This is a genomic window from Paenarthrobacter nitroguajacolicus, from assembly GCF_031455195.1.
In the GTDB taxonomy this organism is placed as follows: Bacteria; Actinomycetota; Actinomycetes; order Actinomycetales; family Micrococcaceae; genus Arthrobacter; species Arthrobacter nitroguajacolicus_D.
In genome coordinates this window covers 250,809-263,334 of record NZ_JAVDSH010000005.1, presented here as the reverse complement: position 1 = coordinate 263,334, position 12,526 = coordinate 250,809, and the positions used below count along the sequence as shown (strand labels likewise).

At 63.1% G+C, this 12,526-nt stretch carries 14 protein-coding genes; 4 read left to right on the top strand and 10 right to left on the bottom strand.

The window, feature by feature from the left end; genetic code table 11:
* Nucleotides 1-101 precede the first annotated feature (101 nt).
* Nucleotides 102-995, top strand: a complete 894-nt coding sequence (locus J2Y68_RS13170; protein ID WP_309994092.1) for a LysR family transcriptional regulator — start codon at nucleotides 102-104, stop codon at nucleotides 993-995.
* A 39-nt stretch (nucleotides 996-1,034) separates the two neighbouring features.
* Here the strand turns inward: J2Y68_RS13170 and J2Y68_RS13165 are convergent, their stop codons facing one another.
* Nucleotides 1,035-1,199 (bottom strand): hypothetical protein, encoded by a 165-nt coding sequence (locus J2Y68_RS13165; RefSeq protein ID WP_309994090.1) that lies wholly within the window; start codon nucleotides 1,197-1,199, stop codon nucleotides 1,035-1,037.
* Between the two features lie 143 nt (nucleotides 1,200-1,342).
* Here J2Y68_RS13165 and J2Y68_RS13160 point away from each other — a divergent pair, with 143 nt between their 5' ends.
* Both J2Y68_RS13160 and J2Y68_RS13155 read left to right on the top strand, forming a co-directional pair.
* Nucleotides 1,343-1,780 (top strand): hypothetical protein, encoded by a 438-nt coding sequence (locus J2Y68_RS13160; RefSeq protein ID WP_309994089.1) that lies wholly within the window; start codon nucleotides 1,343-1,345, stop codon nucleotides 1,778-1,780.
* Nucleotides 1,781-1,925: 145 nt separating this feature from the next.
* Nucleotides 1,926-2,648 carry a hypothetical protein gene (locus J2Y68_RS13155; protein WP_284987639.1) on the top strand — a complete coding sequence of 241 codons (723 nt, stop codon included), beginning with the start codon at nucleotides 1,926-1,928 and terminating at the stop codon, nucleotides 2,646-2,648.
* Between the two features lie 109 nt (nucleotides 2,649-2,757).
* Here the strand turns inward: J2Y68_RS13155 and J2Y68_RS13150 are convergent, their stop codons facing one another.
* Nucleotides 2,758-3,441, bottom strand: coding sequence for a type 1 glutamine amidotransferase domain-containing protein (locus tag J2Y68_RS13150; RefSeq protein WP_309994087.1), 684 nt, complete (start codon nucleotides 3,439-3,441; stop codon nucleotides 2,758-2,760).
* Nucleotides 3,438-4,073 (bottom strand): TetR/AcrR family transcriptional regulator, encoded by a 636-nt coding sequence (locus tag J2Y68_RS13145; protein WP_309994085.1) that lies wholly within the window; start codon nucleotides 4,071-4,073, stop codon nucleotides 3,438-3,440. The genes J2Y68_RS13150 and J2Y68_RS13145 overlap by 4 nt, the downstream gene beginning before the upstream one ends.
* An 85-nt stretch (nucleotides 4,074-4,158) precedes the next feature.
* On the opposite strand from J2Y68_RS13145, the gene J2Y68_RS13140 reads away from it, so the two are divergent.
* Complete coding sequence (locus tag J2Y68_RS13140; protein ID WP_309994083.1) at nucleotides 4,159-5,100, top strand: NAD-dependent epimerase/dehydratase family protein; 942 nt, start codon at nucleotides 4,159-4,161, stop codon at nucleotides 5,098-5,100.
* Here J2Y68_RS13140 and J2Y68_RS13135 read toward each other — a convergent pair.
* From J2Y68_RS13135 to J2Y68_RS13105, 7 genes are all read right to left on the bottom strand, one after another.
* The gene (locus J2Y68_RS13135) at nucleotides 5,093-6,259 is read right to left on the bottom strand and encodes a Gfo/Idh/MocA family protein (RefSeq protein ID WP_309994082.1); all 1,167 of its coding nucleotides are present in this window, start codon (nucleotides 6,257-6,259) and stop codon (nucleotides 5,093-5,095) included. The genes J2Y68_RS13140 and J2Y68_RS13135 overlap by 8 nt on opposite strands.
* 5 nt (nucleotides 6,260-6,264) lie before the next feature.
* Nucleotides 6,265-7,011, bottom strand: a complete 747-nt coding sequence (locus J2Y68_RS13130) for a ThuA domain-containing protein (RefSeq protein WP_309994081.1) — start codon at nucleotides 7,009-7,011, stop codon at nucleotides 6,265-6,267.
* A 1-nt stretch (nucleotide 7,012) separates the two neighbouring features.
* Nucleotides 7,013-8,116 carry a Gfo/Idh/MocA family protein gene (locus J2Y68_RS13125; RefSeq protein ID WP_309994079.1) on the bottom strand — a complete coding sequence of 368 codons (1,104 nt, stop codon included), beginning with the start codon at nucleotides 8,114-8,116 and terminating at the stop codon, nucleotides 7,013-7,015.
* Nucleotides 8,117-8,153: 37 nt separating this feature from the next.
* A complete protein-coding gene (locus J2Y68_RS13120; protein ID WP_210065905.1) occupies nucleotides 8,154-9,053 on the bottom strand; it encodes a carbohydrate ABC transporter permease in 900 nt (299 codons plus the stop codon).
* Nucleotides 9,050-9,991: a carbohydrate ABC transporter permease gene (locus J2Y68_RS13115; protein ID WP_309994066.1), complete on the bottom strand. Its 942-nt coding sequence runs from the start codon at nucleotides 9,989-9,991 to the stop codon at nucleotides 9,050-9,052. The genes J2Y68_RS13120 and J2Y68_RS13115 overlap by 4 nt, the downstream gene beginning before the upstream one ends.
* A gap of 2 nt (nucleotides 9,992-9,993) precedes the next feature.
* On the bottom strand, nucleotides 9,994-11,310 hold the full coding sequence (locus tag J2Y68_RS13110) for an ABC transporter substrate-binding protein (protein ID WP_309994065.1): 1,317 nt from the start codon (nucleotides 11,308-11,310) through the stop codon (nucleotides 9,994-9,996).
* 200 nt (nucleotides 11,311-11,510) lie between these two features.
* Nucleotides 11,511-12,506, bottom strand: coding sequence for a LacI family DNA-binding transcriptional regulator (locus J2Y68_RS13105; protein ID WP_309994063.1), 996 nt, complete (start codon nucleotides 12,504-12,506; stop codon nucleotides 11,511-11,513).
* Nucleotides 12,507-12,526: the final 20 nt, after the last annotated feature.

The following is a 12,526-nucleotide window of genomic DNA, read 5'->3' as shown; positions in this document are numbered from 1 at the left end:
GGCTCGTTGGGGCTTCTTGATTCCCATCTGACCACCGGCGAATGTGACCCGTCTAACATCAATATCTACTCGCCCTGATACCAAACTGATATGGTGCGCGGATGGATCTCCACCATCTCAAGTACTTCGTGGTGCTCTCCGAGGAGCTGCATTTCGGGCGCGCGGCGCAGCGTTTGCACATGGCCCAACCGCCACTTTCGCAACGGATAAAGGACCTGGAGAAAGAGCTCGGGGTTCAGCTGTTTCATCGCAGGCGCACCGGCGTGGAGCTGTCTGAAGCCGGGGCTTTGCTGTTGGAGCATGCGCGTGGGGTACTGGATCACGTGGCGATGGCGCAGGAGTCGATGCGGCGGATCCGGCCTGGCGCGTCAGGCGTGCTGCAGGTGGCGGTACCGCCGGACACGAACCCGGTTGCCCTGTCCACGATGGTTTCATCGTTCGCTGCGTCTGCGCCCGACGTTCTGCTGAACCTGCATGAGCTCACCACCGTTGAGCAGGTTGAGCGACTGCGCGACGGCGAACTGGACGTTGCGGTGGTGCGCCACCCGTTGAGCAGCGTGGGTTTCGAGTCGGGGCCTTTGTATTCGCGGGCGCTGGGAGTGGTGCTGAACGCGGCGCACCCGCTGGCTTCTGCTACTTCCGTGCGCTTAGGCGAATTGGCGGGGAGCCCGCTGATCATCTTCCCCCGGCACATGGCGCCCACGCTGTACGACTCGTTCCTGCACACGTGCCGGGATGCCGGGTATCTTCCCGCGGCTATTGTTCATGCCCGGAACCAGCACTTCACCCACGGGCTGATCATGGCCGGCCGCGGCGTGCACTTCAATGAGGAGCCGTGGACTCCGTTGCCCGCGGGTATTGTGTGGCGGCCGCTGGTCGGCGACCCGCTGGCGTGGCGAACGTCGGCGTTGTGGTTGAAGAGTAGGCGGTCAGCGGAGACGGACGCGTTCGTTGCTGCTGTGGGTGCGGGGCTGGCGGCGGGCGGGCACGGGTGATTTACTGCCGGGGCTGACTTTGGCTTAATCGGCGACCAGCTATTCAGTTGGAACGGCGACCTTCAAAAGTTGCGCTCCGGTCGGCGTGTACGACACCGATTTGGACCGATGGCGAAGGGCAACGAAGAAATACATCTCCACGGCCGTTTGCCCGACCCTCCACATGGCGGAGGTCATTCCGGGTTCCGCATTCGTCTCATCCATTGGGGGACCATATTTGGCCTCTGTGGACGTTGGGAGGTGTGCCAGATTCGCAACAGTGGCCGGGAATGTCCATGACATAGAATCGCGGTGAGGCGAAGCTTAAGGCCGAAATTCCGGCACCGCTGTTGGGGGGAGAGGTCAGAATGTTCGGTTCGAAGAAGAAGCTCAACGACCTTATGGAGCAGCTGAGGCCGGACCTCAGTCGGGAGTCGCTCGGCGTCGGCACCAATTTCCCGGGCGTCGCCCCGAACCCGGTCCTCAGCGGTGAAGCGCGGAAGCGCAATGCGGAACTGCGCAATGGAACGCTGGCGCTTGGTGTTCTCGTCGACTGGCGGGAGGTCAACAGCAACCCGCGCGTTGTCCTGATGCTCGACGTGGAAACAGCCGACGGTGTCTCCTTTCGTGGCATCGCAGACGAAAGCCTAACGATCACCGCTCTCACCCGACTCGCCCCAGGACAGACTTTGCCAGTGCGCTACCGCCCAGCAGTCATGGACCACTACGTGGCCCTTGCCCCGGACGCGGACCCCGTCGATGTGCAGCAGCTTTCTGACTTGATCGCGAGCCGCAAGCGAACCTGACTCAAAGCCGCAAAGGGACGCGGAGCCACGTTGGATAGCGAACTTCCCCCGTCTCAAGCCAGCGGCGCCCGCACGTTAGTGACCGATAGTGTTATCTCAGCTGGGGACCACCCGGCCGTAAAAGTAGACCCAATGGGGGAACAAATTGAAGAAGTTTGCGCTGCAGAGCGTAGCAATATCGGCGCTGGCAATGATGGCACTGACCGGATGCGGCGGGTCAACGGGCTCGACTGATGCCGCTTCGCCCGAAGCCACGGCGTCGCCGACGCCCACCGCCGCCAAGCAGTACACCAACGACGAGCTCGTTGAACTGGTCAAGCAGATCAAGCCGAAGTCCGGCAAAGAATTGACAGTCGCCTCCAGCGATGAACTCGCCCAGGAGAACCCCATGAAAGCGCTCATGAGCATGTTCACCGTCGAACCCGCTGAGTGCAAGGACCTTGCAACGCTGGGCGGCAGTGAGACCCTCGCCGGTTCAACCACGGCAGCGGGCGCCGATCTGGACGCTACATCAGGGGTCATGACCATGGTGACCCTGACGTCCGGGCTCGATAAGCAGAAGCTACAGGACAGCATCGATAAGAGCGGTGTCCAGGCAGAGAAGTGCTCGAAGATGACGCTGTCTATGTCCGGTCAATCGATGAACGTCTCCACTGCAAAGTTCGACGGCATCAACACGGTCCCCGGAACTGTGGCCTACAAGACCGAAATGTCCACAGCCAGCGGCGCGGCACAAACCACCTACATGGCCTACGCCATCAAGGAGGGCGTGCTGATCTCCGCTACGGCGTCCGGCAAGGGCGCTGATGCCAACGGCGTTGCCACGGCCAGCGACCTCATGGAGCAGGCCGCAGCACTGATCAAATAGCAGTCCTGCACGTGCAGGGGCCGTGACCACCGAAGGTCGCGGCCCCTGCGCTCTGGGGATTAACCCACGACGCCGGCACTCGCCTTTCGCGGTGTCCCCGCCAGACGCTTTAGAGCAGTGCCGCAACCTTTTGGGCGGTCGCTTTGGCCGATCCCGGATTCTGGCCGGTGACAAGGTTGCCGTCGGCGATGGCGTAGGAGACGAACGGCAGCAGTGCCTTCTCATAGAGTGCCCCGCGTTCTTTCATCTCCTCCTCGGCGTTGTACGGCACCAGCTTGTCGACCCGAGCCAACACTTCTTCCTGCCACGCGAAGCCAGTCACTTTCCGGCCCTGGACCAGAAGGCTGCCGTCCGAAAGCCTGGTGTTGAGCAGGCCGCAGTACCCGTGGCAAACCGACGACACGATGCCACCCTGTTCCCAGATTTCGCGGGTGATCCTCTGCAACCCTTCGCTGTCAGGGAAGTCGTACATCACCGCATGGCCGCCGGTGAAGTAGATGGCGTCGTAGTCGGCCGCGTTGATGCTCGCCGGACTGGCGGTGTTTTCAAGAAGGGCCATCCGAGCTGGGTCGTTGTGCCACGATTTGGCCGCCTTGTCGTAGCTGGGGAACTTCAGTGAACGTGGTTCCAAAGGTGCAGCTCCGCCTTGCGGGCTGACTATGTCCTGTTCGAAACCGTGCGCCTCGAAGACCTCCCAGGCGTGAACCAGTTCGGACAGCCACAGGCCGGTCTGGTGTGAAGGATCCTCGTAGTGGCTGACATTGGTGACGACGTGAAGGATGCGTTTTGTCATGCTCGTTCTCCTGGACGTGTGACGGGATCGGGACTAGCTACGGCAGTGTTGGCATTGAGCGCGAAGATCGCCCCAACCGCCGACTTCACGCGGGCTGTAACGTCGTCGCTGGTTTGAGGCCGTAACTTGCCGTCGAGATGAAGGAAGGCCAGGCCATGCGCCATGCTCCACAGCGCGATGGATAGGTTGGAGTTGTTGGCGCCCGGGAAAAGGCGCTCGATCGCTTGGTTCAACATCCCGTGGAGCTGCTCCGAGGCCAGCACGCGTTCACTGTCCTCCTCATCGCATTCGTTGCCGAACATCAACCGGAACACGGCCGGCCGCCTCAACGCGAAGCCAACATAGGTGACTCCGAGTGCCGTGATCACACCCTCAGGCTCCGCGGGATCCGCCAAGACAGCCAACGCAGCCTCGAGGTCCGCTCGGAGATCCCTGAAACCCTCAACCGCAACCGCACTGTCGAGCGCTTCGCGGTCCGCGAAGTGCCGGTACGGCGCGGTGGGCGACACTCCTGCGCGGCGGGCGACAGCCCGCAGGGAGAATGGCTCACCCGCTTCGAGACTCTCGATCGCAGCTGCCAGCAAGGCGGCTCGAAGGTCACCATGGTGGTAGTTCTTAGTCGATGTTGACACTGCTAACTTTGCCTCCTACGCTGATGTAAGCAGTGCAAACATACCGCATTGCGATTCCCATGTCATCCCATCAGCGGAGGTTGAAATGCAGACCATTCTGGGCGCGAACGGCCAGATCGCCGTGGAACTCGCCCGCGAGCTACACCGCGCCTACACCGAGGACCTGCGGCTGGTGAGCCGCAACCCACGCAAGGTGAGCGAGTCCGACGTCGTCATAAGTGCGGACCTGCTCGACGCCGGGCAGACGGCTGCCGCTGTTGGGGGCAGCGACATCGTGTATTTCACCGCGGGGCTGCCGGCGAAGACTGAACTATGGGAGGCGCAGTTCCCTACGATGCTCCAGAATGCGCTGGATGCGGCTCGGACAGCCGGCGCCAAGTTCGTCTATTTCGACAACACCTACATGTACCCCCAGGACGACCGCATCCAGACCGAAGAGACCCCCTTCGTTCCCAACGGACGGAAGGGAAAGGTCCGCGCGGCTATGGCGTCCATGGTGCTTGAGGAGATGGCCCGGGGCGACATTCCCGTCCTCATCGCCCGCGCTCCCGAGTTCTACGGGCCCGGCCGGACGCAGAGCTTCACCAACACCCTGATCATTGACCCTCTCAAGTCGGGCAAGAAGCCCCGCGTCCCGGTGCGGGCCGACCGAGTGCGCACGCTCATCTGGACCCCGGACGCGAGCCGCGCCCTTGCGCTTCTGGGCAATACGCCGGACGCCTATGGGCAGACGTGGCACCTTCCGGTGGCTGCAGAGCGGCCGACCTACCGGGAATTCGCCACCATGGCCGCCAAAGAATTCGGCCAGGAACCCGGCTACATCGTCGTTCCCCGATGGGTCCTCAGCGCAGCCGGGCTGTTCTCGCCGCAGGTACGGGAACTAAGGGAACTTCTGCCGCGGTACGAGCACGACAACCGTTTTGACTCCACGAAGTTCACGACGCGCTTCCCTGAGTTCGCAGTGACCTCCTACCGCGATGGACTCGCTCTTATACACGCGGAAGCCAGCGTAGTTCCGGCTAACTGACGGCAACCCGTTCAGGAACCTCAGTCACGGTGCTTCTGTTCCGCGCTGATTCTTCGACGGCGGCCAGTACCCGCTGGATCTGCAGCCCGTCATCGAACGACGGCGACAGCTCGTTTCCGTCGCGAACGGCAAGGAGGAAGTCGCGGACCTGGTGCGTGAAGGTGTGCTCCCAACCGATGATGTGCCCCTGCGGCCACCACGCCGCAGCGTAAGGGTGCTCGGGCTCGTTGACCAGGATCCGCCGGAAGCCCTGCTCCCGCACGGGAAGCGTGGCATCCAGGAAACCGAGCTCGTTCAGGTTCTCCAGATCAAACGTCAAAGACCCCAACGATCCATAGATTTCGATTTTCAAAGAGTTCTTCTGCCCGGTAGCCACTCGTGACGCTTCTACCGACGCGCTGAGGCCGCCGGTCAGGCCCAAAGTGGCCCACGCGGCGTCGTCGACTGTCACTTTCTCCAGCCCAGCGGCACCGGGGCGCTCGGCCACGAAAGTCCGCAACGTTCCGGTCACCTCCGTGACGGTTTGGCCCGTGAGGTGCTGGACCTGGTCGATGGCGTGGGAGGCGATATCGCCCAGCGCCCCGGAGCCGGCCGTCTCCTTGCGGAGCCGCCAACTCATGGGGGTTTCGACGTCGGAAAGCCAGTCCTGCAGGTAGGCGGCACGGACGTGCCGCACGGTTCCGAGACGCCCTTCGGCAATCAGTTCGCGGGCCAATGCGAGTGCAGGGACGCGGCGGTAGTTGAAACCGATCATCGACTGCACACCCCGGCCCCGCGCCGACACTGCGGCGGTAGCCATCAACTCGGCCTCCTCCAGAGTGTTGGCGAGCGGCTTCTCCACGAGCACATGCTTCCCGGCAGCCAGAGCTTCCAGAGCGATCTCCGCGTGCATCCAGCCCGTTGCGCAGATGTCCACAATGTCGATGTCGTCCCGCGCAATCACGGAACGCCAGTCCGTGGCTGACTCGGCCCAGCCATACTTGGCAGCGGCCTCGCTCACCGCCAAGGCATCCCGGCCAACCAGCACTTTCTGCTCGACGGCCGGGACGTCGAAGAAGCTGGCCACGTTCCGCCACGCGTTCGAGTGGGCCTTCCCCATGAAGGCGTAACCGATGGCAGCCACGCCCAACGGACGGCCACTAGGAAGAGGAGTGTTCATCGTCTCTAAGCCTCGAACCAGCCCCGCGAAGGGTTGGAAACCTCGGGCGCTTCGCGGAAGACGCCGGGCTGGGCCACCCAGCCGACACCGTTGGCGATGACCTTCTGGATCTGTGGCTGGTGGTACACCGGGTATTCCTGGTCGCCGGGGCTGAAGTAGAAGATCCGGCCCTTGCCGCGCGAGAACGTCACGCCGGAGCGGAACACCTCTCCCCCGGTGAACGAGCTGATGAAGATCAGGTCGTCGGGCTCGGGAATGTCGAACAGTTCGCCGTACATTTCCTGCTGCGGAATCACAATCGGGCTCTCGATACCTGCCGCGATGGGGTGCGACGGCTTGACCGTCCACACCAGCTCGCGTTCGCCCTCGTTGCGCCACTTCAGCGAGCAGGTGGTACCCAGCAACCGGGTGAAGATCTTGGCGAAGTGCCCGGAATGGAGCACCACCAGTCCCATTCCGCCGAGCACATGCCGCTGCACGCGCTCCACCACTTCCTCCGCGACTTCCCCATGGGCGATGTGCCCCCACCAGAGCAGCACGTCGGTCTGCTCCAGCACCTCTTCAGAAAGGCCGTGCTCGGGATCGGCGAGTGTCGCCGTCGTGATTTCGGAGTCCGGGTAGAAGCCGCGCAGCCCGGCGGCGATGGCGCCGTGGATCCCTTCGGGGTACATCTCGCCAATGGTTGCAGGCTCGTTGCGGGCCTCGTGGACAGCTTCGTTCCAGACGACAATCTTCAATTTCGCATCAGACATTTCAGAGCACCACTTCACGTTGTTCGAGGGCGGATTTGTAGCAGGCGTCGAGCACCAGGGCACGGCTGAGGGCGAGCGAACCGTCGTGGCTTCCCCACACAGTCTCGCCGCCGCGCACAGCGGCGACGAAGTCGTCGACGACGGCCTGGTGGGCTCTGCCGGGTTCGGCCACCACTTCGAAGTCGGCGTTTTCGCCGTCCTTCTCGGTGAAGACGTGGACGTCCGCGACCGGGTTCTCGGAGGCGCCGACCGAGCGCAAGTCCGCGCCGCCGTCGGTCCCGTAAACGGTGAAGTCCATGAGGTCCCGCTCGTCGCGGTACGTGGCCCAGCCCGCTTCCAGGATCAAGGTACCGCCGCCTTCCAGCCGGATGAACGCGGAGGCGAAGTCTTCCACTTCAAACTTATGACTGGAGTTCGAAGCTGTGTAGCGGGCGTTGCCGCCGAGTCCGCGTGGGCCGAGTTCGGAATGGGTCGACGCGGAAACAGCCAGAACCTTGGGCTCACCGAGGAGGTGCAGCGAATAGTCCAGGACGTGCACGCCGATGTCAGCCAGCGGTCCGCCGCCGGCGAGCTCCGGGTTGGTGAACCAACTGCCCAGCATCGGAATACCTTGGCGCCGGAGCCACGATGCCTTGGCGTAGTACGGGCGACCCAGCGTCCCGGCGTCGATTACTTCCTTGAGCGCCTGGATGTCGCCGCGGCGGCGGTGGTTGAACGCAACGTCAAGGACGCGGCCAGCCTTGCGGGCGGCGTCCACCATCTGTTGACCTTCGACGGCGTTGCGCGCCAACGGCTTTTCGCTCAGCACGTGCAGTCCCCGCTCAAGCGAAGCAATCGCGATGGGCGCATGCAGGAACGTCGGCACGGCGACGCTGACGGCGTCGAGGCCTTCGAGCTCGATCATGTCTTCCCAGCGGGCGAAGGCGTGGGGAATGCTGTACTCCTCCTTCAGCTGGGCAAGAAGATCAGCTTCCATGCCGGCGACGGCGACAATCTCGACGCCGTCGATATTGCTGTACGCCTTGAGGTGCTGCTGGCCGGCCCAACCGATGCCCACAACTCCTACTTTGAGGGTTGCGGACGGGGCCTGCTGCTGAATGCTCACGTTGTTCCTGTTCTTTCTGTGGTTACTAGGTTTGGGGTCAGCCCTTGACGGCGCCGGCCGTCATGCCCGAAACGATGCGCTTCTGGCACACGAGCACCAGGATCACGAGCGGGACGGTGATGATCACCGACGCCGCGCTGATGGTGCCCAGGGGTTGGTCGAACTCGCTGGTGCCGCTGAAGAAGGCAATCGCGACCGGCACGGGCCGGGCTTCGGGCGAGGTGGTCAGCGTGACGGCCAGGAGGAATTCGTTCCAGACCGAGATGAACACCAGGATCGCCGTCGTCGCCAAGCCGGGCACCGCTAGCGGCAGGATCACCTTGCGGAAGGCCACAAACGGTGTGGCGCCATCCATATACGCGGATTCCTCAAGCTCACGCGGGATCTCCTTGAAGAACGACGTCAGCGTGTAAATCGCCAGCGGCAACGCAAACGTCAGCTTCGGAATGATGAGGCCAAGCAACGTGTCGTACAGGCCGATTTCGCGCCAGATGGAGAACATCGGCGCCGCGATGGCGATGGCCGGGAACGTGGTGACCGAGAGGATCAGCGTCAGGATCATCGCCTTGCGGCGCATCTTCAGCCGGGCCAGCGCATAGGCGGCGAAGGACGCGAACACCAGCGCCACGGTTGTAGTCACGACGGCGATAATCACCGAGTTGCGCAAGGCCAGGAGGAACTCGGGGTTCTGGAAGACCACCAGATAGTTCTCGAGGGTCGGCTGGCTCGGGAAGAGCTCGCCTTGGGACAGGCTCGCTCCCTTCTTAAGGGACGTGTTCACCAGCCAGTAGAACGGGATGAGCGAAAAGGCCATGACGGCCACCACGAACACCCACACCAAGGGATGCAGTTTCGATTCCCCACGCAAGCGACGCTTCGGCGCCTTGGGGCGCGTGGCGAGTTCCGCCGTCGGGCGTTCTGCAGTCAGCGTGCTCATTGTTCCTCCTTCGCGACGTCGCGGATGTTGCCGCCAGCGAAGCGGACGTAGATGACCGAGACCACCATGACGGTGAGGAAGGTCAGGATGGACAGCGCCGAGCCTTCGCCCACCAACCGGTTTTCGCGCAGTTGCGTGTAGGCGAGCATGGACATGGATTCGGTGCCGTTGGCGCCGCGGGTGAGGACGAACGGCAGGTCGAAGACGCGGAGGGCATCCATGGTGCGGAAGATCGCGGCGAGGACGATTGCCGGGCGTAGGAGCGGCAGGGTGATGTTCACGAAGGTCTGCCATTTGCTGGCGCCGTCGAGTTCCGCGGCTTCGTACGTTTCGGCGGAGATGACCTGCAGGCCGGCCAGGATGATGAGCGCCGCGAAGGGCGTGGTCTTCCAGACGTCGGCCATGACGATCACGGCCATCGCATAGCCGTGCTCACCGAGCCAGACGACGTCGCCGCCCGGCAGCCCCAATGCGGAGAGGATGTTGGTGACCAGGCCCATGTTGGGCTGGAACATCGTTTGCCAGGTGATGGCGCTGACCACGGTGATGATGGCGTACGGCAGCAAAACCACGGTGCGCAGGACGGCGCGGCCCTTGAACGCGAGGTTGAGCAGCAGCGCCATGGCTGTACCGAGGACGAGTTCCAAGCTGACCGAGAGGCCCGCAAAGAGGAACGTCTGGCCGAACGCAGCCCACCACTCCCGGCTTGCCAGGGCGTTGATGTAGTTTTCCAGGCCGACAAAACGGGAGAGGCCTGCGGTGCGGACGCTGTACTGGTTCAGCGAGAGCCAGATGGCATAGCCGATGGGGACCGCCGCAACCAGCGCCATGATGACCAGCGACGGCGCGGTCATGCGGAACGCGAGCTTGCGCTCGGCGCGGTCGCGGCCGCTTGTTTTTGCTGGGCCGCGGCTTGCCGGGATTGTTTTGATGGCCATAGCTAGAAGCTCGCCTTGGCGGTGGTGATTTCGTCAGCCATCTTCTTCACGGCGTCCTCGGTGGAGGCGGTGCCGGAGAGGACGGCATAGACGTTCTTGTAGATCGCCTGGCTGATCTGCGGGTAGACCGGGGAGATCGGGCGCGGCTTGGCACCCTTCACGGAGGCGAGGAGTTCCGTGGCGAACGGCATCTTCTGGAGCACCGCGGCATCAGAGTAGGCAGCTTCGTTGACCGGTGCCTGGGAGTAGTCCATAGCCACGTGCTTCTGCCAGTCCGGGCTGGTGGCGAAGTCGATGAACGCGACAGCCCCGGACTGGTTGGTGGAGTGGGCCGAGATCGCCAGGTTCCAGCCGCCCAGCACGCCGGAAGCCTTGCCGCCTTCCCATGCCGGCAACGGCGCGACGCCGAAGGTGGACGCCAGCGGTGTCGCGTTGAGCAGGCGGTAAACGTGCGGCCAGTTGCGCTGGTATCCGAAGTCGCCGGACTCGTACGCGAGGCGGGCCGGGTCTTCGTTGTAGGTGAGGACGGCGCGGTCGGCTGAGCCGTTCTTGAGTCCGTCGCTCATGAAGTTGAGGACGTCGCGGGTTTCCTTGGAGTCGATCTTCACCTCGCCCTGGTCGTTGAGGACTTCGCCGCCTGCACTGTAGAGCATTTCGAGGAAGTTCACCGTGAGGCCCTCGTACTGCTTACCCTGGTAGACGAAGCCGTTGCCGGGAGCCTTCGCGGCTTCTGCGTAGAGCTGCTGCCAGGACTCGGGCTTGGCTACTTTGTCCTTCTGGTAGTAGATCAGCCCAGCATTGGTGAAGAACGGCGAGCCCCAGTATTTGTCCTGGTACTTGGTGGTTTCCACAGTGGAGGGAATGAGCCGGTCCTTGTTGGCTTCCACCAGCTTGGTCTGGTCCAGCAGCCAGCCCTGGGAGGCGAACTCGGAGGTCCAGATGACGTCCGTGACGAAGAGGTCGCACTCTGTGGACTTGCCCTCAAGCCGCTGCACGATCTGCGTGCGGGCTTCATCCGTGGTGGCGCCGATCTCCGTGTACTTGGCCGTGACTTTGCCATTCGCTTTGGTGAACGCCTCCGCCGTGCCCTTGTAGATGCCGCTCGCGTCCTTGACGCCGCAGATGTTCACAGCGCCGCTGGCATTAGCGCCCGACGCCGGATCGGCAGCTGCCGCTTGTTCCGCACCTTGGGGTGCGGCTCCCCCGCCGCATGCGCTGAGGAGGAGGGCTGCGGCCATCGCGGTGGCCGCTAGCGTCGTGCGGTTTCGTGGGGCTTTGTTCTGACTCTGGAGCGGGAAAGCAGGTCGGTTCAAGTCCACAAGTGGCTCCTTTGGGGTCTGTGGGCGGTGGCATTCAGTACGCGTTTTGGCTGTCCCGCATGCTGAGGGTGGCTTCTTTGCCGGTGGTTCTTTTTGATCCGTGGAATCGATTCCAAATGTATTCAAAAGAATCGGCCTTGCGGCCGTGGAATCGATTCCAAAGTAGTGTGACAGGGACCACGGAGGGCTGTCAACCCTCTTTATTTGGTGGAGTCTCGGATGACGAGTTCGTGCGCGAGGAAGGTTCTTCCCTGGCGATGAGCGCCTGGCACTGTCATGCGGTCGAGGAGTTCAGCGAAGGCGACTCGGCCCATTTCGTAGGCCGGTTGTCTTACCGTGGTCAGCTCTGGGACGCACATCTCTGCTTGGGCCGAGTCGTCGAAACCTGCCACGGCGATGTCTTGTGGAACTCGGAGTCCGGCATCCGTGAGTTCCCGAACGCAACCGGCGGCGACGACGTCGGTTCCGCAGAAAACGGCGTCCGGGCGGTCTTTTGCTTTGAGAAGCTTCCTGGCGAGCGTACGGCCGGCGTGGAAGCCGAAGTTGCCTTCGCCGAACAGGATCTGGTCGGGTTCCAGGCCTTGCTCCGTGAGCGCTTGGCGGAAGCCCTCTTCCCGGAGCCGGCCCGAGCGGGCTCCCCTATGGGCGAGCATGGCCAGCTTCTTGGCGCCCGTGTCCATCAGGTGCTTGGTGATGTCGTAGGCGGCCTGGCGGTCATCGATGGACACCCCGAAAGCGGCCTCGGCGTCGACGATTTCACAGACCTGGATCACGCTCAGTTGCTCAGCGACCGTGTTGACGTCGTCGTCCGGCATTGTTGGCGAAAAGATGACGAGTCCGTCCACAGATCCGTTCCGCAGCATGTCGACCAGTTGCTGTTCGCGATCCAGATCGCCGTCAGTGGCTGCGATGAGGCTGACGTAGCCCGAGTCAGCTGCAGCATCGCCGACACCTCGGAAGACTTCGCTGATGACGAGCGAGTCTAGGTTCTTGGCCAGCGCAAGAACGCGCATTGTCCGGTCTCTTCGAAGATCCCGCGCGGAGGCCAATGGGCGATAGCTGAGCTGACGGATGGCCGCGTTGACCTTTTCCTTGGCCGCCTCGCTTACAGCCGAGCTCCCGTTCAAGACGCGCGAAACCGTACCCACGGACACACCCGCCGTTTTGGCGACGTCCTGCACTGTCGGCCGAGCCATTATTTGTCCTTCCGCGAGCA